This window comes from Gordonia oryzae (assembly GCF_003797185.1).
Taxonomy (GTDB): domain Bacteria; phylum Actinomycetota; class Actinomycetes; order Mycobacteriales; family Mycobacteriaceae; genus Gordonia; species Gordonia oryzae.
This window is the reverse complement of record NZ_RKMH01000018.1, coordinates 60,732-84,684: the sequence shown is the minus strand read 5'-3', so window position 1 is coordinate 84,684 and position 23,953 is coordinate 60,732. Positions and strand designations below refer to the sequence as shown.

The window sequence follows — 23,953 nt, the reverse complement described above, 5'->3', positions numbered from 1 at the left end:
GAAGAGGCGATGCAGGCCGCGGGTATCGGTGGTGGCGGTACCAAGGACGACTTCTCGGAGATCATCCCGCAGGTGCAACCCAATCCGGGGATGCCCGAGCGCAAGGCTGTTACCCGTCACCGCGAACGCGTCCTGGAACTGCTGCCGTCGTTGCCGGAGAATGCCCAGCGCGCGATCCGTGAATCGATGGCGCAGGAGGACGACATCCGGGCCCAGGCACACGCCCACGGTGCCGACCTGGCCGAGAGCGGTGCCGGCGCGTCCGCTCACGCCGGCGGATCCGGCCAGGGGGAGTGGAGTTCGGCCGGGGGGGTGGCCACCGCCGAAGCGCCCACCGACGTCTACGAGTTCGCCGGTAACGAGGCGCCCACTCAACAGTGGGACGTGCCGCTGGCCGCCCAGAGCGACCAGCCCACCCAGCAGATCGACACCACCAAACCCCGACACGGCGACGGGCGGAGCTAACCGAGAATGGCCAATGCCACCACGCGTGGCGCCGACAAAATCGCGCAAGCCGGAACGAGTGCCCTTGCCCAGGCGGGCAACATCGTCCAGCTGTTCGTCGACGTCGCGCGTCAGACCTTCGTACGGCCCTTTCAGTGGCGTGAGTTCATCCAGCAAGCCTGGTTCATCGCCAGCGTCACGATCTTGCCGACGGCGCTCATCGCGATCCCATTCGGCGCGATCGTCTCGCTACAGACCGGTTCGCTGATCAAGCAGCTCGGTGCCGAGTCGTTCACGGGCGCGGCGAGCGTGCTGGTGGTGATTCAACAGGGATCGCCACTGGTGACCTCGCTGTTGGTGGCGGGCGCCGCCGGGTCGGCGGTCGCCGCCGACCTCGGTTCGCGCACCATCCGTGAGGAGATCGACGCGATGGAGGTGCTGGGCATCAACCCGGTGCAGCGCCTGGTGGTTCCGCGTGTGTTGGCGATGATCCTGATCGCCGTGCTGCTCAACGGACTCGTCGCGGTCGTCGGTATCGGCGGCGGGTATTTCTTCAACGTCATCGTCCAGCACGGCACCCCGGGCGCCTACCTGGCGTCGTTCGGTGCCCTCGCACAGCTTCCCGACCTGTGGATTTCGACGATCAAGGCCGCGATCTTCGGCGTACTTGCCGGGGTCATCGCCGCCTATAAGGGACTCAATCCCAAGGGCGGACCCAAGGGTGTGGGTGACGCGGTCAACCAGAGCGTCGTCATCACCTTCCTGCTGCTGTTTCTTGCCAACCTGATCATCACGGCGGTCTACCTGCAGATCGTCCCGCCGAAGGGAAGTTAGGCGTGTCCGGTGGTGGTGGCGTGACGATCGCCAAGAGTCGTCCCGAGTATTACTTCTACGAAGTACGCAAACTGGCCGGCAAGCCATTGAAGGTACTCGACGGCGCGGGCGAGCAGATGTCCTTCTATGGACGGACGTTGGCGTGGATCCCGAAGACACTGGTGCACTACACGCGCGAGGTGCTGCGTCTGCTGGCCGAGGTGGCCTTCGGTACCGGCGGCCTGGCCGTCGTCGCGGGGACCGTCGGTGTGATGGTGTTGATGTCAGGGTTCACCGGCGTCGTTGTCGGTTTGCAGGGATATTCGGCGCTCGACCAGATCGGTTCGCAGGCGCTGACCGGCTTCCTGTCGGCCTACGTCAATACGCGGGAGGTGGCACCCCTGGTCGCGGGGCTGGCGTTGTCGGCGACGGTCGGGTGCGGCTTCACCGCCCAGCTCGGTGCCATGCGGATCTCCGAGGAAATCGACGCACTGGAATCGATGGCCGTGCCGTCGATTCCGTTCCTGGTGTCCACACGTGTGATCGCCGGTTTCATCGCGGTCATCCCGCTCTACGTGCTCGGCTTGCTCGCGTCGTATCTGGCTTCCCGGGAGATCACGGTCATCTTCAACGGCCAGTCTGCGGGCAACTACGACCACTACTTCAACTTGTTCCTGCCGCCGGCGGACGTGCTGTGGTCCTTCGGCAAGGTGCTGATCTTCGCGTTCGTCATCATCCTGGTGCACTGCTATTACGGCTACTACGCCAGCGGGGGTCCCGCGGGCGTCGGTGTGGCGGTGGGCCACGCCGTCCGCGCCGCGCTGGTCCTGATCGCGGTGCTCGATTTCTTCCTCGGATTGGCGATCTGGGGCACCACCACGACCGTCAGAGTGGGAGGCTGATCGATGGGGACCGTGCGCCGCAGACTCCTCGGCGTGGCCTTCCTGGTCGTTGTCGCGCTGTTCTTCGCGGTGACGATCATGAAGTTCAACAAGACGTTTACCGACTTCACGACCGTCACGCTCACCACCGACTCCGTCGGCAATGCGCTGCCCGCGAATGCCGACGTGAAGGCGCGTGGGGTCGTCGTTGGTGAGGTCCGCAGTGTCTCGCCGGCGGCGAACGGCTTGGTTGACGTCGAGTTGGGGCTCAACCCCGACATGGCCACGCAGATCCCGCAGACGACCACCGCGCGGATCCTGCCCAAGACGCTCTTCGGCGAGCGCTATGTCGATCTGCAGCTGCCCGCGTCCGGTGGACCGGGGCTGCACGACGGCGACGTCATAGCGACCGACAAGAGTGGTAACGCGCAGGAACTGCAGCAACTGTTCGACAAGCTGCTCCCGGTTCTGCAGGCCATCCCGCCGCAGGATCTCAGCGTGACCCTGACGTCGCTATCGCAGGCGTTGCAGGGCCGCGGCGAAGAACTCGGCACCACCATCGACAACCTCAACAAGGTGTTCGTCGGCATCAACGCGGTGCTGCCCGACCTCCAGGGCACCCTGCGGGGTCTGGCGAGTTTCTCGCAGACCTACTCCCAGGCGCTGCCCGATGTCATCGACGCCCTTGACAACTTCCGCACCACCTCCAACACCATCGTGGAGCGGCAAGGTGACCTGCGGACGTTGATCGCCACCCTCGGTGTCGCAGCCACCGACACCACCGGCTGGTTGCAGCAGAACGGAAACAACCTCGTTGACCTGTTCGTCGATTCCGAGCAGTTACTCACCGGACTGGCCAAGCAATCACCGACCTTCCAGTGCACCTTTCATAACTTCGCGACCCTGATCCCGGAGTCGCAGAAGATCGTCGGTGCCGGCACCGCCAATCCCGGTGTGCGCGTGAACCTGCAATTCGTGAACCCCCGCGGACGCTATCTCCCGAACCAGGACGAGCCGCGGTTCTTCGATATCGATCCGCCCGCGGTTTGCTACGAGCCGCCGACTGACGGCCGCCCGTTCCCGCAGTACCCCGGCGGGGGACTGGCCGACGGCTCCTACCAGCCGCCGTCGCGTAACCCCGGCCCGCGGACGATGCCGAGTTTGCCGCAGCCACAGTTCACCACCACCCCGGTCGGACTGATCAAGCCCTCGCCGTTTGACGACCCGTCGTATCGGACCCAACTGAAGCTGATTTACGGGTCGGCCAGTGGTACCCGCCCGAACGACGTCCCGACCTGGATCACCATGATCGGTGGTCCGGCGCTGGCCGGCGCGGAGGTGCACATCCAGTGAAGTCCATTGTGGGACCGCTGATCAAACTGATCACGTTCTGCGTGATCACCGTGATCGCTACCAGCCTGCTCGCGTTGACGATCGCCAACGCCGGCGGCGACGGTGACAGCAACTACAGCGCCGTGTTCGACGACGCCGCCCTGCTCAACAAGGGCGACGACGTGCGTATCGCCGGTGTGCGCGTCGGTCAGGTCACCGATGTCGCGGTGTACGACCAGAACAAGGCGATGGTGAAGTTCACTATCAATCGGTCGTCGTTGCCGCAGGGTGCGCAGCTCTATATCCGCTACCGCAACCTCACCGGGCTGCGCTACCTGGCCGTCGAGCGGGGCGCGGGTACCTCGGAGGTGACCGTGGCGCCGGGCTTCACCTTCGGTACCGACCCGAACATGAGCGACACGCATCCCGCGGTGAATCTCACCGAGCTGTTCAACGGGTTCAAGCCGCTCTTCCGTGAGCTCTCGGCCGCCGACGTCAACAACCTCGCCGACCAGATCATCAAGATCTTCCAGGGCGAGGGGGGCAACATCTCCACGTTGATTTCGAGCACCTCGTCGCTGACGAACTCGCTGGCCGACCGCGACAAAGTGATCGGTGAACTCATCACCAACCTGACATCGGTGCTCAGCACCGTCAATCGCAACGACGCGAACTTCAAATCGCTCTTGGACAACACCGAGCAACTCGTGACCGGGCTTGCAGCGCAACGTGGTTCGGTCGGATCGGCAATCGCATCGGTATCGAATCTGACGACGGTGACCGCGTCGATACTGTCGCAGACCAGGCCGTCGATCCAGGGTGACATCGCGGGACTGAAGTCGCTGGCGGACCAGATCAACGCGCGCAACAAAGACGTGAACCAGATCCTGAACAATCTGCCGGTCAAGCTCCAGAAGATCGGCCGCGCGGCGACCTTCGGGTCGTGGTTCCAGTTCTATCTGTGCGGCATCGACGTCGTGGCGGGCAACGGCAAGTCGACCCTGCTGACCCAGCCGGCGGTGCCGCTGCCCGACATCAATCATGTGCTCTACACCAGCGCGGCGACCCGCTGCTGGAAAGACAACAGGCCAGGGGGGTGAGAGACGAGATGACCGATAACCGCATTTCCGGCAACGGCACCAACGAGACCGGCGCGAACGATACCGCCTCGCAGGCGCCGCAGAAGGCCCATCCGAATCGCCGCTTCGCCGGTCGGCGCAGTCCGGTCTCGATCGGCGGGATCGGCATCCTGATCCTGCTGATGGCCGCGGTCTCCGCGTTTTATCTGACCTCTCTCCCGTTGGTCGGACAGGCCGCCACCTACACCGCGAAGTTCACCGAGGCTGCGGGCCTCAAGGCGGGCAACGAGGTCCGCGTCGCCGGCGTCAAGGTCGGCGAGGTCAAGGACGTGACCCTCGACGGCGACCGGGTCGATGTCAGGTTCCGGGTGTCCAACACGTGGATCGGCAACCAGACGCAGGCGTCCATTCAGATCAAGACGGTGCTGGGACAGAAGTATCTGAGCCTCAACCCGCGCGGCAGCAAGCAGGCCGATCCCGATGTGCCGCTGACCGATACGGTCTCGCCGTACGACGTCATCGAGGCGTTCTCCGACGCGACGACGCAGATCGAGGACCTCGACACCAACCGGTTGACCCAGTCGATGCGCTCGCTGTCGAATGCGTTCTCGGGCACCGCGGGCGACATGGGGCCCGCGCTCGATGGCATCGCGCGGTTGTCGAACACGATCGCCAGTCGTGACCAAGAGGTGCAGAAGCTGCTGCAGGCCACCAAGGACACCTCCAAAATCCTCGCCGACCGCAACCAGACCTTCGTGCGGCTGATCGCCGGTGCCGGGCAGTTGCTCGACGAACTCAACAGCCGGCAGAAGAACATCTCGGCGCTGCTCGCCACGACGACGACGCTGTCGACGGCGTTGACCGGCATCGTGCGTGACAACGAGGCGCAGATTGGGCCCGCACTCGACTCGCTCAAGGGCGTCAACGAACTGCTGACGAAACAGAACGCGAACCTGCGCGCGACGATCACGAACATGGCGCCGTTTTATCGGCTCTACGCCAACGTGCTCGGCAACGGTCGGTGGTTCGAGGCGGTGGTCACCAACCTGCTGCCCCCGGCGCTGCCGCAGCAGAACACCACCCGACTGCCCAACAAACAGGCCAACCAAAACAACGGCGGAACGGGGGCCACCGGATGACCACCGCACCGGATCTGACGAACACCTCCGGCCCCGGCCGGTGGTTCACCCCGCGCCACATCGTCTACATCGTGTTCGGCGTGATCATCGCGCTGATCGTCGCGGGGGTGCTGTGGTGGGCCTTCTCGCTGATCGGCACAACCAAGGTGACCGCCACCTTCCACCGCTCCGTCGGCATCTACGAGGGCACCGACGTTCGCGTGCTCGGGGTGTCGGTGGGTAAGGTGGATTCCGTTGAGCCCGAGGGTGATTCCGTCAAGGTAACGATGACGGTGGATCGTGGTGTGCGTCTGCCGGCCGATGTCAAAGCCGTTCAGATCGTGCCGTCGGTGGTCGCCGATCGCTTCGTTCAGCTGACGCCCGCCTACTCCGGGGGACCCGAGGCTGGCAAGGACGTCACCCTCGGACTCGACAAGACAATGGTCCCCGTCGAGATCGACCAGGTCTATTCGAGTGTGCAGAAGCTGTCCCAGGCGCTCGGCCCCGACGGCGCCAACAGCAAGGGGGCCGTGAGCCAGCTCATCACTACCGGTGCCGACAACCTACAGGGCAACGGTGAGAAGCTCCGCGCCGCGATCGAGAATCTCTCGAAGGCCAGCACCACCCTGTCGGACTCGCACGGCGATCTGTTCGACACCGTCAAAAACCTCGACACCTTTGTCGGCGCTCTGCGCGAGAACGACACGCAGGTGCGCCAATTCAACACGCAGATGGCCGATTTCAACAGCTTCCTCGCCGGTGAGCGCCAGCAGCTCGCGACCGCGCTGAACAAGTTGTCGATAGCCCTCGGCGACGTCGCCGGGTTCATCCAGGACAACCGCGAACAGATCGGTCAGACGCTGAAGGATCTGCAGCCGACGACGCAGGCATTGCTCGACACCAAGACGTCGCTGAAGGAAATCTTGACGGTGCTCCCGTTGACGTTGAGCAACCTGATCAACGCCTACGACGCCGAGTCCGGCACGCTCGCGATGCGACTGACGATCCCCGATCTGCAGAATCTGCTTGCGGCGCAGTGCAAGTTCCTCGACCTCGGTCAGCTGCTGCCGGGCAACCCGGCCGCGACCCAGTTCAGCGATACCCTCGCGCCGCTGATCAATCAGTGCACCACCATCGCCAACCAGGTCAACGACAAGGTCCTCACGCCGATTCTGCCCATCCTGCCGTTCGGCATCATGAGTAACGGCAAGCTGCAGCAGTATCCGGTGCCGGGCACCGTGCCCGGCACCCCGGACACGGCTTTGAACCCGGGGCCGAGCACGAGTCGCACGCCGGCCTCGACCTCCGCGCGGTCGTCGGCGAGTCGCCCGGCGTCGACGACGGCCCGACCGGGAGCGGGGGGTAACTGACATGGGGTATCTGACGAAGCACTCGCTACCGTCGCTGTGGGCTCGGTTGACCGGGACATCGGTCGGTCGGTTGACCGGGGCATCGGTCGGTCGGTTGACCGGGGCATCGGTCGGTCGGTTGACCGGGGCATCGGTCGGTCGGTTGACCGGGACATCGGTCGGTCGGTTGACCGGGACATCGGTCGGTCGGTTGACCGGGGCATTGCTGAGCCTGGCCACCGTGGTGCTGGTGGCCGGGTGCGGCAGTAACGGCATCCAGTCGATCCCGCTGCCTGGTGGCGTCGACGTCGGCGACAACCCGCGGACCTACACCATCGCGTTCAGCGACATCCTGGATCTGGTCCCGCAGTCGATGGTGAAGCAGAATGGCGTCGCCGTCGGCCGCGTCACCAGGGTCGAGGTCCCCGACGGCCAGTGGTACGCGCTGGTCACCATCAAGGTGAAGCACGAGATCGACCTGTCTGATCAGGCGCAGGCGGCGATCCAGCAGACCAGTCTGCTCGGCGAGAAGTTCGTGGCCCTCGACGACCCGGGGGAGGCCGGCAATGCGCCGCGCCAGCCCGACGGCCAGCCGATCCCGCTGGCCCGGACCCGCACCGCCACCGACATCGAGCAGGTGCTCGGCGCGTTGTCGATGTTGCTCAACGGTGGTGGCATCAACCAGTTGGAGCCCATTGTCACCGAGCTGAACAAGGCCTTCGACGGCCGCGCGGACAACGTCAAGAGCTTGCTGAACAACGCCTCGGAGCTGATCTCGGGTCTCAACAAGCAGCGCGACGACATCATCAGCGCGATCGATGGGCTCAACACGCTCTCGGCGCGGGCCAATGCGCAGACCGATCAGATCAACCGCATCCTGGCGCAGTTGCCCGCCGGTATCGCCGTCCTCGAGCAGCAGCGTCCGCAGTTCGTCGACCTGTTGACCAAACTCGACAAACTCGGGCAGGTGGGCACCGATGTCCTCGGCCGCGCCCGCGAGTCGATGATCACCGATCTCAAGGCGCTACGACCGGTGTTGACCGAATTGTCCAAGGCGGCACCGGATCTCATCACCTCCGCGCCGCTGATGCTGACCCACCCGTTCCCCGACTCATTGCTGCCCGCGGTGCAGGGTGACTCGACCAATCTGTTCATGACGTTGGATCTGCGCACGCTGAACCAGCTCGAGGCGCTCGGTGTGGGCCAGGGCAACCCGGTCTATTCGCCGCCGGAGCGGCACAGCGTGCCGGTGAACCCGTCGAATCCCTATTACAAGGGCAACGGGCCGCGCTACGGCTGGCCGACGATCACTCTGCTGCCGCCGGCCGCGAACTCGCGTCCGGGCCCCAACACGCCACCGTCGGGCGGCACCTACCCGGCCAACCCGGCGTCGTTTGCCCCGGTCCCCGCGCAGGGGCAGGGACTGCTGGACAAGACGCTCGCACAGATGGGGGTGGGCGCATGATCGGCAAGCTCGCCAAGATCCAGCTCCTGGTGTTCGCCGTCGTCGGCATCGTCGCGATTGTCTACGTCGGAGCGAAATACGCGCGGCTAGACAAGCTCGCCGGAATCGGCAACTACACGGTGACAGCGGAAATGAAGCAGTCCGGCGGTATCTTCACCAACGCCGAGGTGACCTACATGGGCATCCCTGTCGGCCGGGTGGGCGCAATGACGCTGACCGCAGATGGCGTCGACGTCGCACTCGACCTGAACTCCGGTGGACCCAAGATCCCGGCGTCGTCGAAGGCCGTCGTCGCCGAGCGGTCGGCGATCGGTGAGCAGTTCATCGATCTGCAGCCGTCGGGGTCGACGTCCGGGCCGTATCTGGGGAACGGGTCGACGATCTCACCCGACAATGTCTCGATTCCGGCGCCGCTCGAGGATGTCGTCGCCTCGGCCATCAACTTCACCAACTCGATCCCGATCGACGACCTGCACACGGTGATCACCGAACTCGGCAAGGCGTTTAACGGGCAGGGTGACAACCTCCCCCGCCTCGTCGACTCGCTGAACACGCTGGCCAAGGCGGGCGCGGACAACCTGCCGCAGACGATCTCGCTGATCCAGAACTCAAATGTGGTGCTCTCCACCCAGGCCGACCAGTCCGATGCGATCCTCACGTGGTCGCGCAACTTGAACCTGATCACCGCCACTCTCGCGTCGGCGGACCCCGATCTGCGACGACTGCTCACCACGGGTACGGCGTCGGCGACCCAGATCTCGGCGCTGATCCAGAAGAACGGCGGCGATCTGGGCAAGGTGGTCGGCGACCTGTCCGAGGTGTCGCGCACGATCCAACCTGCGACCTTCATGACCTCGGGGACGTTCGCCATGCTCTCGGCGCTCTCGGCGGGCAGCCACAGTCCGGCACCCGGCGATGGGCAGATCCACTTCGGCGTCGTGCTCGAGACCAACAACCCGCCGGCGTGTACCAAGGGGTACGAGAGCACCTACAAGATGATCGACGAGATCAAGAAGAAGGACCCGACCTTCGACATCCGCTACGACGATTTCCCGTTCAACACGAACGCGTCGTGTGAGGTGCCGTTCGGTAATCCGACAGGTGTGCGCAGCGCCGACCGGGTGCAGTACGCCAATCCCGACACCCCGCAGCCGTGGGACAACACGCCCAAGAAGGACCCCGACAAACTGAACCTCAATCCGCTGGCCACCCAGCTCGCCTATCTACTGGGTGTGCGTCCGGTGAACCCTGGTGGATTCGGTTACGGCGTCGGCCAGTGACGAAACACGCTGGATGACGGGCTGTTCCCGGCCCGTCTACGACCTCTGTTCGACGATGAAGGAGCGATTGGCAACCTCTCAGGTCCAATCGTTACAGTGACGCGCGATGACGACGAAGAGTGACCCGCAGCGGTCCCGCACGCCCCGGCAGGGGACCGACGAGCCCGGTGCGGCGGGCGGACGAGTCTCCGCTGCCGGTACCGCGGCCGTCAAGAACCGGCCGACGCCGGGCAATGCCGCGATGCTCCGCAACATCCTGGGCGTGGTGGTGATCGGCGTACTGGTCGCCGCGATAGCGTGCGCAGGTTGGTTCGGGTATCGGGCCTACGAGGCCTACGCGGTGGCGCCGACGCAGCAGGCACGCGACGACGCGACGGGGGCCGCCGAACAGGCGATGCTGAATGTCACCACGATCGATCCCAAGAACATGAACGCTTTCAGCCAGCGTCTGCAGAGTAGTTTCGCCGGTGACGCCCTCGACCAGGTCCGGCAGCAGGTGGCCGGCACGCTCGACCCGCAGCTTCAGCAGGCCGGCAGCCAGGTGGGGTCGACGACCTCGCGTGTGGTGCGGTCGGCGCCGACGCAGGTCAATGCCGACGAGGGGACCGCGCAGGTTCTCGTGTACGTCGCGGTGACTGGCAAGACGCCCGGGCAGGCGTCGGAGACCGCGAACACCATGGGATTCCTGGTCGGGATGCGGAAATTCGGTGACACGTGGAAGGCGGTGAAGGTGAGTCCGCTCGACGGGATCTCCTACGCTGACGACGGATCGTCGGGTACCGGAACCGGCAGCGGAGGCAGTACGCCCGCCCCGACCGGTGCGCCGACAGGGGGTAACTGATGGCGCGCACACCAGGGCAGCGCAAGCCCGGCTACCGCCCGAAGATTGCCGGGTCGCGGCGCCCGGCCGACCAGATTGTGGACGAGGCGGTGACTGATCAGGTCACCGATGTGACGGCGACCGACCTGATGGCCACCGAGGTGACGGCGATCTCCGCAGAGGAGAAGTCTGCCGCAGAGAAGTCTGCCGCGGTGGAGTCTGCCACGGTGGAGTCCGCCGCAGAGGAGTCCGCCGCAGAGGAGTCCGCCGCTGAGGAGTCCGCCGCTGAGGAGTCCGCCGCTGAGGAGTCCGCCGCTGAGGAGTCCGCCGCTGAGGAGTCTGCCGCGGTGGAGTCTGCCACGGAGAACCCGGTCGGGGAGGAGTCGATCGCCGACGACCCGGTCACCGACGAGTCCGGAACAGCCGAGTCCGGAACAGCCGAGTCCGAGACCGGCGAGTCCGAGACGGCCGGGCTCGAGACAGCCGGGCACGAGACGGCCGGGCACGAGACAGAGCCGATCTCGATGACGGCGAACGACGCAGACACCGACGCCCCCGGATCCGGGGCGCCGGACGACCTCGCCGGCGAGACCGGACGTCCGACCGGCAAGACGCGACCGGTGTCGCGGGTGTCGACCATCAAGCCGCAGCCCGACGCCGCGCGCCGCGCGCAGGCCCAGGCAAACGCGCAGCGAGGCAACGGGTTCGATCGACGCGGAGCGGGTCGCGATAGGGCGGCCGACAAGGAACTGGTTGCCGCTCGTCGGGCCGAGCGGGGATGGTTTTCCGGTCGGGCCATTGTGATTATCGCCGGTGCGGCCGCTGTGTTCGCGATCGTCGCCGTCGTCCTTGCGCTGCATCCGGGCGCGAATGTCGGCGACAACAAGGCATTCCTCGATCAGGCTGCCACCACCGACCTGACCTCGCAGGCGCAGTCGAAGTTCTGTCAGGTCCAGGGCGCGCGCAGCAAGGATTTCGACAAGTGGGCCGCCTCGGCACGGACAGCGCTCACCGGCAACGCCCTCACGCAGTTCAACCAGGGCCTGCCAACCATCAAGGAGCAGTTCGGGCAGCAAGACGTCACCAACGACTGCAAGGTCGACGCCGTCGGCGTCATCAACCTGTCTGGCGACTCCGACGGCGCCACCGCCGAGGTGATCCTGAACTTCGTCGCCTCGGGGACCGCCAACGGTGCCCCAACGCAGAGCGTCATCGGTCGTTACCAGCTCGGTCTGGTCAAGCACGGCGATCAGTGGCTCATCAAGAGCTACGCCGACATCTGAGGCCTCGCGAATCTGTGTCGACTTCGGGTTTGTGTGCCCTGCAGGACACACAAACCCGAAGTCGGCACCGTTTCGGGCGGCGCGGACGGCGTGCGGCGCGCCCGGATCCGCTCTCCAGCAGGTTCGACACACTATTTCTTCCACAAATCTGCGCGTACCGCTTGACGTGACGGCGTCGGCGGGCCAATCTGTCACCAGCGAATATCGCGGGTGGCAGCCACACAGCGCGAGTTCGGTTCACGGCGTCTGTGCCGCAGTGTGATCACTGCTTGACACGGTGCCTTCTTTTCCTGTTATAGTTGGACGTTGCGCTGGCTGCCTCCTGTCCATCTCACGATTCTCCTTCCGGCCACCTTGTGTGGGCTGCGGTGATCGCCGATCCAGGTTTGTCACCAGCGAACGGCCCATCAGCCACGCCACACAACGCACGGCAGTGAACACATCGTGTTGGAAGGACGCACCTTGGCAGTCGACCGCCAGTCCACCTCAACCACCATCCCTGGCGCACCACACCGCGCCTCGTTCGCGAAGATCAGCGAACCCTTGGAGGTACCGGGCCTCCTTGACCTCCAACTCGACTCCTTCGAATGGCTCGTCGGTTCTCCCGAATGGCGCGCGAAAGCGATCTCGCGCGGAGACGAGAGCCCGACCGGAGGCCTCGAGGACATCTTGCACGAGCTCTCGCCCATCGAGGACTTCTCTGGCTCGATGTCGCTGTCCTTCTCCGACCCGCACTTCGACGAGGTCAAGGCCTCCGTCGAGGAGTGTAAGGACAAGGACATGACGTACGCGGCCCCGCTGTTCGTCACCGCGGAGTTCATCAACAACAACACCGGTGAGATCAAGTCGCAGACCGTATTCATGGGCGACTTCCCGATCATGACCGACAAGGGCAGCTTCATCATCAACGGCACCGAGCGCGTCGTGGTGAGCCAGCTCGTGCGCAGCCCCGGCGTCTATTTCGATGCCACCATCGACAAGACCACCGAGAAGACCCTGCACACCGTCAAGGTCATCCCGAGTCGTGGCGCATGGCTCGAATTCGACGTCGACAAGCGCGACACCGTCGGTGTGCGTATCGACCGCAAGCGTCGCCAGCCGGTCACCGTGCTGCTCAAGGCACTCGGTTGGACCACCGAGGAGATCAGCGAGCGTTTCGGGTTCTCCGAGATCATGATGTCCACCCTGGAGAAGGACAACGCGGCCAACCAGGACGAGGCACTGCTCGAGGTCTACCGCAAGCTGCGTCCCGGCGAGCCGCCGACCAAGGAGTCCGCGGAGAACCTCCTGGAGAATCTCTTCTTCAAGGAGAAGCGCTACGACCTCGCGCGCGTCGGCCGGTACAAGGTCAACAAGAAGCTCGGTCTCACCGACAACCCGATGACCGGCGAGGCGGTGCTGACCCGCGAGGACATCGCCGCGACCGTCGAGTACCTGGTGCGTCTGCACGATGCCGACCCCCACACCGTGTCGTTCGCCAAGGTCGCCGGCCCCGAGGGCCTCGACGTGCCGATCGAGGTCGACGACATCGACCACTTCGGCAACCGTCGACTGCGCACCGTGGGCGAGCTGATCCAGAACCAGATCCGCGTGGGCCTCTCGCGTATGGAGCGTGTCGTGCGTGAGCGCATGACCACCCAGGACGTCGAGGCGATCACCCCGCAGACCCTGATCAACATCCGTCCCGTCGTGGCGGCGATCAAGGAGTTCTTCGGCACCAGCCAGCTCTCGCAGTTCATGGACCAGAACAACCCGCTGTCGGGTCTGACCCACAAGCGTCGCCTGTCGGCGCTGGGCCCAGGTGGTCTGAGCCGTGAGCGCGCCGGCCTCGAGGTGCGCGACGTGCACCCGAGCCACTACGGCCGCATGTGCCCGATCGAGACCCCGGAAGGCCCGAACATCGGCCTGATCGGGTCGCTGTCGGTGTACGCGCGTGTCAACCCGTTCGGCTTCATCGAGACGCCGTACCGCAAGGTCGTCGACGGCGTCGTCACCGACACCATCGAGTACATGACCGCCGACGAAGAGGATCGCTACCTCATCGGTCAGGCCAACACCAGCTACGACCTGAGCGGCAACATCACCGACGAGCGCGTCCTGGTCCGCAAGAAGGGCTCCGAGGTGGAGTTCGTCGATGCCGCACAGGTGGAGTACCTCGATGTCTCGCCGCGCCAGATGGTTTCGGTCGCGACCGCGATGATCCCGTTCCTCGAGCACGACGACGCCAACCGTGCCCTGATGGGCGCGAATATGCAGCGTCAGGCTGTGCCGCTGGTGCGTAACGAGTCGCCGCTGGTTGGTACCGGCATGGAGTTGCGTGCCGCCGTCGACGCCGGTGACGTCATCGTCTCGTCCAAGACCGGTGTGGTCGAAGAGGTCTCGGCCGACTACATCACCGTGATGGCCGACGACGGCACCCGCAACACCTACCGGATGCGCAAGTTCGCACGCTCCAACCACGGCACCTGCGCCAACCAGCGTCCGATCGTGGACGAGGGGCAGCGCGTGGAGTCCGGTCAGGTCCTCGCCGACGGGCCCTGCACCGAAAACGGTGAGATGGCCCTGGGTAAGAATCTGCTCGTGGCGATCATGCCGTGGGAGGGCCACAACTACGAGGACGCGATCATCCTGAGCCAGCGGCTCGTGGAGGAGGATGTGCTCACCTCGATCCACATCGAGGAGCACGAGATCGATGCCCGCGACACCAAGCTCGGTGCCGAGGAGATCACCCGCGACATCCCGAACGTCTCCGACGAGGTGCTCGCCGATCTCGACGAGCGCGGCATCGTGCGCATCGGTGCGGAGGTCCGCGACGGCGACATCCTGGTCGGCAAGGTCACCCCGAAGGGCGAGACCGAGCTGACCCCGGAGGAGCGTCTCTTGCGTGCCATCTTCGGCGAGAAGGCCCGCGAGGTGCGCGACACCTCGCTCAAGGTCCCGCATGGTGAGACCGGCAAGGTCATTGGTGTGCGGGTGTTCAGCCGTGATGACGATGACGATCTGCCGCCCGGCGTCAACGAGCTGGTCCGCGTCTACGTGGCACAGAAGCGCAAGATCCAGGACGGCGACAAGCTTGCCGGCCGCCACGGCAACAAGGGCGTCATCGGCAAGATCCTGCCCGCCGAGGACATGCCGTTCTTGCCGGACGGCACCCCGGTGGACATCATCCTCAATACCCACGGTGTGCCGCGTCGTATGAACATCGGCCAGATCTTGGAGACCCACCTCGGGTGGATCGCCAAGGCCGGCTGGAACGTCGACGTGGCCGGCGGTGTCCCGGAGTGGGCGTCGAAGCTGCCCGAGGACATGTACTCGGCGGCCCCCGACACCAACACCGCGACCCCGGTGTTCGACGGGGCCCGTGAGGAGGAGCTGACCGGACTGCTGTCCTCGACGCTGCCCAACCGCGACGGTGAGGTCATGGTCAACGGCGACGGGAAGGCCATGCTGTTCGACGGTCGTTCCGGTGAGCCGTTCCCGTACCCGGTGTCGGTCGGCTACATGTACATCATCAAGCTGCATCACCTGGTCGACGACAAGATCCACGCGCGCTCGACCGGTCCGTACTCGATGATCACCCAGCAGCCGCTCGGCGGTAAGGCCCAGTTCGGTGGGCAGCGCTTCGGTGAGATGGAGTGCTGGGCGATGCAGGCCTACGGCGCCGCCTACACCCTGCAGGAGCTGCTGACGATCAAGTCCGACGACGTCGTCGGCCGGGTGAAGGTGTACGAGGCGATCGTCAAGGGCGAGAACATTCCGGAGCCCGGTATCCCCGAGTCGTTCAAGGTGCTCCTCAAGGAGCTCCAGTCGTTGTGCCTCAACGTCGAGGTGCTCTCGAGTGACGGTGCCGCGATCGAGATGGCCGACTCCGACGACGACGATCTCGAACGCGCCGCCGCCAACCTGGGAATCAACCTGTCGCGCAATGAGTCCGCGACGGTCGACGACCTGGCGAACTGATCAACGCCTGCCGGGGCCACGGCCCCGGCAGGTACCCCCATTAGTCGAATCAAAGAGCTTGCTCAGGGAAGGCATAGAGTGCTCGACGTCAACTACTTCGACGAACTGAAGATCGGTCTCGCTACGGCCGATGACATCCACAACTGGTCCTACGGCGAGGTCAAGAAGCCGGAGACCATCAACTACCGCACGCTCAAGCCGGAGAAGGACGGTCTGTTCTGCGAGAAGATCTTCGGACCGACTCGCGACTGGGAGTGCTACTGCGGCAAGTACAAGCGTGTGCGCTTCAAGGGCATCATCTGCGAGCGTTGCGGGGTCGAGGTCACCAAGGCCAAGGTTCGCCGCGAGCGCATGGGCCACATCGAGCTGGCCGCCTCGGTCACCCACATCTGGTATTTCAAGGGTGTGCCGAGCCGGTTGGGCTACCTGCTCGACCTGGCACCGAAGGATCTCGAGAAGATCATCTACTTCGCCGCCTACGTGATCACCTCCGTCGACGACGAACTGCGCCACAACGAGCTCTCCACGCTCGAGGCGGAGATCGAGGTCGAGAAGAAGGCCGTCGCCGACCAGCGTGACGTCGACCTCAACGAGCGTCAGCAGAAGCTCGAGGCCGATCTCGCCGAACTCGAGGCCGAGGGCGCCAAGGCCGACGTCCGCCGCAAGGTCAAGGACGGGGCCGAGCGCGAGATGCGTCGCATGCGTGACGCCGCGCAGCGTGAACTCGATGGTCTCGCAGAGCTGTGGGACAAGTTCGTCAAGCTCTCTCCCGGCGATCTGATCATCGACGAGAAGCTCTATCACCAGCTCTCCGACCGTTACGGCGAGTACTTCGCCGGATCGATGGGCGCCGAGGCGATCAAGAAGCTCCTCGAGACCTTCGACATCGACGCCGAGGCCGAGTCGCTGCGCGAGACGATCCGCAGCGGCAAGGGGCAGAAGAAGCTGCGTGCGCTCAAGCGACTCAAGGTGGTCGCCGCGTTCCAGCAGTCGGGCAATTCGCCGCTGGGTATGGTTCTCGACGCTGTTCCGGTGATCCCGCCGGAGCTGCGTCCGATGGTGCAGCTCGACGGTGGCCGCTTTGCGACCTCCGACCTCAACGACTTGTACCGTCGCGTCATCAACCGCAACAACCGTCTCAAGCGGCTGATCGACCTCGGTGCTCCCGAGATCATCGTCAACAATGAGAAGCGGATGCTGCAGGAGTCGGTGGACGCCCTGTTCGACAACGGCCGTCGAGGACGTCCGGTCACCGGACCGGGTAACCGCCCGCTGAAGTCGCTCTCGGATCTGCTCAAGGGCAAGCAGGGCCGGTTCCGTCAGAACCTGCTCGGCAAGCGCGTCGACTACTCCGGTCGTTCGGTCATCGTCGTCGGCCCGCAGCTCAAGTTGCACCAGTGCGGTCTGCCCAAGCTGATGGCGCTCGAGCTGTTCAAGCCATTCGTGATGAAGCGTCTGGTGGACCTGAACCAGGCCCAGAACATCAAGAGCGCCAAGCGCATGGTCGAGCGTCAGCGTCCGGCCGTGTGGGACGTCCTCGAAGAGGTCATCGCCGAGCACCCGGTGCTGCTGAACCGTGCGCCGACGCTGCACCGTCTGGGTATCCAGGCCTTCGAGCCGCAGCTGGTGGAGGGCAAGGCCATTCAGCTGCACCCGCTGGTCTGTGAGGCCTTCAACGCCGACTTCGACGGTGACCAGATGGCCGTGCACCTGCCGCTGAGCGCGGAGGCGCAGGCCGAGGCCCGCATCCTGATGCTGTCCTCGAACAACATCCTGTCGCCGGCGTCCGGTCGCCCGTTGGCCATGCCGCGTCTGGACATGGTGACCGGCCTGTTCTACCTGACCTCGCTCAAGGAGGGTGCGGTAGGCGAGTACCAGTCCGCCACCGCCGAGCACCCCGAGGTGGGCGTGTACTCCAGCCCGGCCGAGGCCATCATGGCCGTCGACCGTGGGGTGCTGACCGTGCAGTCGCGCATCAAGGTGCGATTGACCGATCAGCGACCGCCACTGGAGATCGAGGCGCAGGAGTTCGCCGACGGCTGGCGATTCGGACAGCCCTGGACCATCACGACCACGCTGGGTCGGGTGCTGTTCAACGAGCTGCTGCCGATCGAGTACCCGTTCGTCGACGAGCAGATGCCGAAGAAGCGGCAGGCCGCGATCATCAACGATCTCGCCGAGCGCTACCCGATGATCGTCGTCGCGCAGACCGTCGACAAGCTCAAGGATGTCGGCTTCTACTGGGCGACCCGTTCGGGCGTGACCGTGTCGATGGCCGACGTGCTCGTGCCGCCGCAGAAGGCCGAGATCCTCGAGCGTTACGAGGAGCGTGCCGATGGTCTGGAGCGCAAGTTCCAGCGCGGTGCCCTGACCCCGGACGAGCGGCGCGATGCGTTGGTCGAGATCTGGAAGCAGGCCACCGAAGAGGTCGGTAAGGCCATGGAGGACTACTACCCCGAAGACAACCCGATCACGATGATCCCGAAGTCGGGTGCGACCGGAAACATGACCCAGGTCCGCAACCTGTCGGGCATGAAGGGTCTGGTGACCAATCCGAAGGGTGAGTTCATCCCGCGTCCGATCAAGTCCTCCTTCCGCGAGGGCCTGACCGTGGCGGAGTACTTCATCAACACCCACGGTGCCCGAAAGGGTCTGGCCGACACCGCACTTCGTACCGCCGACTCGGGTTACCTGACCCGTCGTCTGGTCGACGTCAGCCAGGATGTCATCGTCCGCGAGACCGACTGTGACACCGAGCGCGGAATCGTTGTCCCGCTGGGCGAGAAGCAGCCCGACGGTTCGATCATCCGTGACGCGCACGTCGAGACCAGTGCGTACGCACGTACGCTGGCCGCCGATGCCCTTGACGCCGAGGGCAACGTCGTCGTCGAGCGTGGTCACGATCTCGGTGATCCGGCCATCGAGGCCCTGCTCGCAGCGGGCATCACGCAGGTCAAGGTCCGTTCGGTGTTGACTTGTGCGACCGGCACCGGCGTGTGTGCGATGTGCTACGGGCGGTCGATGGCCACCGGCAAGCTCGTCGACATCGGCGAGGCCGTCGGTATCATCGCGGCCCAGTCGATCGGTGAGCCCGGTACCCAGCTGACCATGCGTACCTTCCACCAGGGTGGCGTCGGTGACGACATCACCGGTGGTCTGCCGCGTGTGCAGGAGCTCTTCGAGGCGCGCGTGCCCAAGGGTGTCGCGCCGATTGCGGAGGTCTCCGGCCGGGTGCGTCTCGAGGACGATGATCGCTTCTACAAGATCACGATCGTCCCCGACGACGGATCGGAAGAGGTTGTCTACGACAAGATCTCGAAGCGTCAGCGTCTGCGTGTGTTCAAGCACGACGACGGCTCCGAGCGTCTGCTCGCCGATGGCGACCACGTCGAGGTCGGCCAGCAGCTCATGGAGGGTTCGGCGAACCCGCACGAGGTGCTGCGCGTGATGGGGCCCCGTCAGGTGCAGGTGCACCTGGTCAACGAGGTTCAGGAGGTCTACCGCAGCCAGGGTGTGTCGATCCACGACAAGCACATTGAGACCATCGTGCGTCAGATGCTGCGTCGTGTGACGATCATCGACTCGGGGTCGACGGAGTTCCTGCCCGGTTCGCTCACCGAGCGTGCCGAGTTCGAGGCCGCCAACCGTCGCGTCGTGTCCGAGGGTGGCGAGCCCGCGGCCGGTCGTCCGGTGCTGATGGGTATCACCAAGGCGTCGTTGGCCACCGACTCGTGGCTGAGTGCGGCGTCGTTCCAGGAGACCACCCGTGTGCTCACTGATGCGGCCATCAACAGCCGCAGCGACAAGCTCATCGGTCTCAAGGAGAACGTGATCATCGGTAAGCTGATCCCGGCCGGTACCGGCATCAACCGGTACCGCAACATTCAGGTGCAGCCGACCGAGGAGGCGCGCGCCGCGGCCTACGCGATGCCCGCCTACGACGACACCTATTACAGCCCGGACGGCACCTTCGGTGCTCCCGCCGGCGCTGCGGTGCCGCTCGACGACTACGGCTTCTCCAGCGGCGACTACCGCTAGCCCGACGCCGCTGGGCACCGTTCAAAGACCAACAGCCCCTGCACTTTTCAGTGCGGGGGCTGTTGTTGTCGGTGGCTGTTGGCCAAGTGCCGCCGGGTGTTCAGTACGCAGGTGACCCTACCGAAGGTAGCGACGTCGGGCTGGCTGGGCGATGACCCGATCACAGCGAATGTGATCGCGGTGAGGTCGCCGACAACGATCGGTTCGTGGGTTTGCTTGCGACGCAACCCCGCCGAGTGCGGAGGTGTGCACATCGTGGTGACGCCGTTGTCACTCGTGGGGTGTGGGTCCGCCGGAGCGCAGTGCTGCGATCACGGCGTCGAGCGCGGCCCATCGGGATGCGCCGAGTCGGTCGGCCACGGCGCTGTAGTGCGCCGCGGCCGCTCGGAGGGCGGCTGTGTCGAATTCGGAGAGTTGGGTGTCATCCGGCGCAGCGATCACGCGGGTGCCGCCGCCGCGCCGGCTTTCGATCAGACCGGCGGCCTCGAGTTCGCGGTAGGCGTGCGCCGCGGTACCGACCGCGATTCCAAGGTCACGGGCGAGTTGCCGCAGTGGCGGCAGCTTCGCGCCCATAGGGAGGGCGCCGGAGGCTATATGTCCGGTGATCTGGCGCCGGATCTGCTCGAATGCCGGCGTGGGATCCTCCTCTTCGACCCTGATCCGCGGGGGTGTCACCGTGCGGCCGCCTGGTCGTTGGGGTCGTTGGGGTCGTTGGTGTTGTGATGCGGAGCTGGGATCGGAGATTCCGCGGTCAAGGCGAGTGCCCGCGGCATAGGCGGTCGCGCGAAGATGACCAGCGCGACGACGACGCCGAGCATCAGCATGGCACTCGTGCCGTCGGCGATGTAGGCGGGAGCAGTTGATGCCAACCACCTCGGCCATCCATCGATCGACTCGCCGCCCGCGCGGATGTGATCGAGGTATGCCAGTGCTGCGTTCCGTGGAACGGTGAGTCCATTGACAATGACCAACGCCGCTGGGATGTAGAGCACGCACAGCGCACGGACGGCGGTGCCGCTGCGGCTCCACCCATCGCTGCCGGTGATGGGATCGATGTCGCGTCGTCGTATGGTGACGCGGATCACCGACACGGTCAGTATGGCGGCGACCAGGAAGACGACGTATGCCATCCAGATGTCCGTTCCGTCGACTGAGTAGTTGACGGTAGGCGGGTTGTTCGCGCTCCGCATGATGCGGGTGGCACCGAGCGGCGAGACCAGGATCAGCGGTGTGAGCGCGGCGATCAGACAGATGGACGAGACGAAGCGCAGGAGCCACCGCGGGATCAGCTCCCGTGTGCCTCGAGGTGCCAGGGTTGCCACCGGAGGTCCGGATGGGCGGGTGGTCTTTTCTGTGAGCAGCATGGCCAGCAGCGGGAACAGGCAGATACCGGGCCACCAGAGGAGGCCGAGGGTGATTCGTAGGGGCTCGGGGACCACGTTCGGGTTCGTCGGGTCGAGTGCCTGGGCAACGATCCCGTATGTGGTCAGGATGACGGCAGCCGCGATCGGCGGGATGATCGCGGCTTTGAGGCGCTTGCGCATCGTGGCGCGATATCTGAGGTAGCTGGTCGACTGCGGGGCCGAGTCATTCGTGGTCAGGGTGCGTGCCACGGTGTAGATGATCGCCGCGATGAGGATGAACGGGGCGAGGAACATGTACAACTCCTTGTGCCAGTGTGCTGACACAAAGGTAGAACGATCGACACACTTGTGTCAATCAACTGGGATGATGAGATCGACGTGGTGCGGCCTCAACCAGTCCTGCGACCATCTACGTGGCCATGACCCCGAACATGAGTGCCATGCCGAGCGCCATGAACACCTGACAGAGGTCCCCGGCGAAGGTCATCAGATCTTTCGAGGCAACCGCCGCCCGACGACGAGCGAAGTACAGGTACAACCAGACCGCCGCGGCGAGGGCGAAACCGATGCTGAGGATCCAGTTGACGGGTGTCACGTAGCCGGGTTGCGCGGCGTGATGGCCCATGTCCATGCCGGGCATGTTCATCCCGGGCATCTCGTCGTGATTGTGCGCGAGAACGGTCACCGACGCCGATGAACCCGTCCCCAAGGCCATCGCGTGCGTCGTCTGTCCGTCGTGCAGAACGGCGCCGTTCATCACCGCGTACATCCAGGCCATCGCACCCATCATCGTGGCGTGATACACCGCGGTGAGTCGCCCCAATGGTGTGTTTGTCGGTGGCACACAACCACAGTCGTCGGTGGGCCGCAGGCTCGGTTGCAGCGCCAGGCTCACCAGGAACCACGCTGCCGCCACGACGAAGAACCACATGGGTCCCGTGGTCGGCCAGTCCGCCGAGAACGGCCACGCCATCGCCAGCATGGCCACCGACATGACAAGGTGCAGCACGTGCCCGACGTAGGCCTGCCACGGCATCCGACGGGTGAGTATCAGGTAGGCGCACTGCGCCGCGGCCAGCGCGAACAGTAGGGAGACCGCCCACCGCAGCACGATGTCGTCGATCATCGGGCTGCCCCGACCGCGGTGTCGGCCTCGGCGCGGGCGCCTCGGCGTGTGGTGAACACCCCGCGCGCGGTGTCGACGATCACGAACAGCGCCAACGGGATTCCGAACCACGGCATGAACCAGCCGAGTCCCGCCGCAATGGCGACGACGGCGAGTGCCTCCGCCGGGTATAGACCGTTCAGCGCACCACGGCGCGGTGCCTGGGGGAGATGTCGATTGCTCGTGGAGGTTCGTTGCGTGGTGGGTCGACGTCGCCACCACATGAGGTAGCCGCGGGCGATGACGCTGATGAGTCCGATCCCCAACGCCACCAACGCGATCTGGTTGACGATGCCGAACAGGCCCATGTGCGCACTGATCGCCCAGGTGGTCATCTTCGCCATGAACGGCCACCTGGCGAAGTCGACACGATCGGTGACGGCGAAGGTATGCGGGTCAACGGCGATCGCGTCGTAGTGGCTCGGGAAGCCGCGGGCGTTCTCCTTGACCGACCAGGCCGCTCCCGGCTCGGCGGGCACCGAAATGTTCATGGGGCCAACCAACCCGGCGGCGCGGGCGGTGTCGTAGACCTTGCTGAAGTCGTCGGCGCCGAGCGGTGCCAGACCGGTCTGGGCGGCACCGGAATCGTGGTGTGCGGCCGCGTCTGCAGAGCCGGCGGCGCCGGGGATTGTCGTCGACACCGCAGGCGTCGTCCACGACAATTCGCTGCGCAGGTCACCGATGTTCTCCCCGGCAAAGCGCGACCAGCTCAGTCCAGACGCCGACAATCCGATCAGACCGATGATGATCCACACCCCTACCGCACCATGCCAACTCAGGGTGCGGGCGCGCCGGGGTGCGGCGCGGTCCGGGACGGCCAGCCGGGCGAGTTTGTGGGTGCGACGCCGATGGCCGATCCACAGGATCAGCCCGCCGAGGGCCACCACCCACAACCAGCTCGCGCCGATCTCGCTGTAGTTGCGACCGAGATCGCCGAGATGCAGATTGCGGTGCAGATCGTCGAACCATGCCCGGACCGGCAGCCACTCGCCGAAGGTCGGCAGCGCCCCGCGGACCTCCCCGGTGTACGGGTCGACGAACACGGTGCGGGTGCGGTCGGCGGGCAGGTTGTCGGCGGCGAGCACCACCCGGGTGGTCTCCCCGGCGCGCGGGGCCGGTGTCACCGAGACGATGGTGCCCTCGGGATGCGCACGCCGTGCGGCATCCACCTGTGCCGACAGCGGGAGCATGGTGTCGCCGACGCGGTCGACGGTCAGTTCGTGTGCGTAGACGGCGCGATCGATTTGGGGGATCAGCGCATACAGGGTGCCGGTGACAGCCGCGACGAGCAGGAACGGACCGATCAGGATGCCGGCGTAGAAGTGCCAGCGCAGTAGCAGGGGGCGCCACCGGTCGGCTGCGGAACGGCCTGTGGCACCACGTGTGTCGAGCCGGTCCGAGGTACCAGGGGTCCGGGGTTCGAGGGGATCGGAGACATCGTTGGGCTCGGTCGTCACCACGTGTTCGTCCTGCTTTCGTGCTGGGCTGGTGGACTGGAGTTCGGGGTCGGAGTACTCCCCAGGTCATTGCAGGAGAGGTCGGCGCGTCCCCGCCGATGGTTC

16 protein-coding genes and 1 pseudogene are annotated in these 23,953 nt (G+C 65.3%); 13 read left to right on the top strand and 4 right to left on the bottom strand.

Going from position 1 to position 23,953, the window contains the following annotated elements:
* The 13 genes and pseudogenes from EF294_RS19235 to EF294_RS19175 all read left to right on the top strand — a co-directional run.
* Positions 1 to 465 (top strand): annotated as a pseudogene (locus EF294_RS19235) (ABC transporter ATP-binding protein); the annotation flags it as partial.
* A gap of 6 nt (positions 466 to 471) precedes the next feature.
* Entirely contained in the window at positions 472 to 1,278 is an 807-nt protein-coding gene (locus EF294_RS19230) for an MlaE family ABC transporter permease (RefSeq protein ID WP_123932550.1), read from the top strand.
* A gap of 2 nt (positions 1,279 to 1,280) precedes the next feature.
* Positions 1,281 to 2,159: an MlaE family ABC transporter permease gene (locus tag EF294_RS19225; RefSeq protein ID WP_123932549.1), complete on the top strand. Its 879-nt coding sequence runs from the start codon at positions 1,281 to 1,283 to the stop codon at positions 2,157 to 2,159.
* Positions 2,160 to 2,162: 3 nt separating this feature from the next.
* The gene (locus EF294_RS19220; RefSeq protein ID WP_123932548.1) at positions 2,163 to 3,491 is read left to right on the top strand and encodes an MCE family protein; all 1,329 of its coding nucleotides are present in this window, start codon (positions 2,163 to 2,165) and stop codon (positions 3,489 to 3,491) included.
* Complete coding sequence (locus tag EF294_RS19215) at positions 3,488 to 4,570, top strand: MCE family protein (RefSeq protein WP_123932547.1); 1,083 nt, start codon at positions 3,488 to 3,490, stop codon at positions 4,568 to 4,570. Before EF294_RS19220 ends, EF294_RS19215 begins: the two co-directional genes overlap by 4 nt.
* Positions 4,571 to 4,578: 8 nt before the next feature.
* Positions 4,579 to 5,688, top strand: a complete 1,110-nt coding sequence (locus tag EF294_RS19210) for an MlaD family protein (RefSeq protein WP_123932546.1) — start codon at positions 4,579 to 4,581, stop codon at positions 5,686 to 5,688.
* Positions 5,685 to 7,037 (top strand): MCE family protein, encoded by a 1,353-nt coding sequence (locus tag EF294_RS19205; RefSeq protein WP_123932545.1) that lies wholly within the window; start codon positions 5,685 to 5,687, stop codon positions 7,035 to 7,037. The genes EF294_RS19210 and EF294_RS19205 overlap by 4 nt, the downstream gene beginning before the upstream one ends.
* A 166-nt stretch (positions 7,038 to 7,203) precedes the next feature.
* Positions 7,204 to 8,481, top strand: coding sequence for an MCE family protein (locus tag EF294_RS19200; protein ID WP_123932544.1), 1,278 nt, complete (start codon positions 7,204 to 7,206; stop codon positions 8,479 to 8,481).
* Positions 8,478 to 9,761, top strand: coding sequence for an MCE family protein (locus tag EF294_RS19195; RefSeq protein WP_123932543.1), 1,284 nt, complete (start codon positions 8,478 to 8,480; stop codon positions 9,759 to 9,761). The genes EF294_RS19200 and EF294_RS19195 overlap by 4 nt, the downstream gene beginning before the upstream one ends.
* 106 nt (positions 9,762 to 9,867) lie before the next feature.
* Positions 9,868 to 10,602, top strand: a complete 735-nt coding sequence (locus EF294_RS19190; protein WP_123932542.1) for a hypothetical protein — start codon at positions 9,868 to 9,870, stop codon at positions 10,600 to 10,602.
* Positions 10,602 to 11,864, top strand: a complete 1,263-nt coding sequence (locus EF294_RS19185) for a hypothetical protein (protein WP_246007967.1) — start codon at positions 10,602 to 10,604, stop codon at positions 11,862 to 11,864. Before EF294_RS19190 ends, EF294_RS19185 begins: the two co-directional genes overlap by 1 nt.
* 462 nt (positions 11,865 to 12,326) lie before the next feature.
* A complete protein-coding gene (gene rpoB / locus EF294_RS19180) occupies positions 12,327 to 15,824 on the top strand; it encodes a DNA-directed RNA polymerase subunit beta (RefSeq protein WP_123932541.1) in 3,498 nt (1,165 codons plus the stop codon).
* Positions 15,825 to 15,902: 78 nt separating this feature from the next.
* On the top strand, positions 15,903 to 19,862 hold the full coding sequence (locus EF294_RS19175; protein WP_123932540.1) for a DNA-directed RNA polymerase subunit beta': 3,960 nt from the start codon (positions 15,903 to 15,905) through the stop codon (positions 19,860 to 19,862).
* Positions 19,863 to 20,132: 270 nt separating this feature from the next.
* On the opposite strand, the gene EF294_RS19170 is transcribed toward EF294_RS19175, so the two are convergent.
* From EF294_RS19170 to EF294_RS19155, 4 genes are all read right to left on the bottom strand, one after another.
* Positions 20,133 to 20,537 carry a GntR family transcriptional regulator gene (locus tag EF294_RS19170; protein ID WP_123932539.1) on the bottom strand — a complete coding sequence of 135 codons (405 nt, stop codon included), beginning with the start codon at positions 20,535 to 20,537 and terminating at the stop codon, positions 20,133 to 20,135.
* Positions 20,534 to 21,520, bottom strand: coding sequence for a hypothetical protein (locus EF294_RS22305; RefSeq protein WP_123932538.1), 987 nt, complete (start codon positions 21,518 to 21,520; stop codon positions 20,534 to 20,536). The genes EF294_RS19170 and EF294_RS22305 overlap by 4 nt, the downstream gene beginning before the upstream one ends.
* Before the next feature lie 115 nt (positions 21,521 to 21,635).
* Complete coding sequence (locus EF294_RS19160; protein ID WP_123932537.1) at positions 21,636 to 22,352, bottom strand: DUF5134 domain-containing protein; 717 nt, start codon at positions 22,350 to 22,352, stop codon at positions 21,636 to 21,638.
* A complete protein-coding gene (locus EF294_RS19155; RefSeq protein WP_123932536.1) occupies positions 22,349 to 23,851 on the bottom strand; it encodes a PepSY-associated TM helix domain-containing protein in 1,503 nt (500 codons plus the stop codon). The genes EF294_RS19160 and EF294_RS19155 overlap by 4 nt, the downstream gene beginning before the upstream one ends.
* Positions 23,852 to 23,953 lie beyond the last annotated feature (102 nt).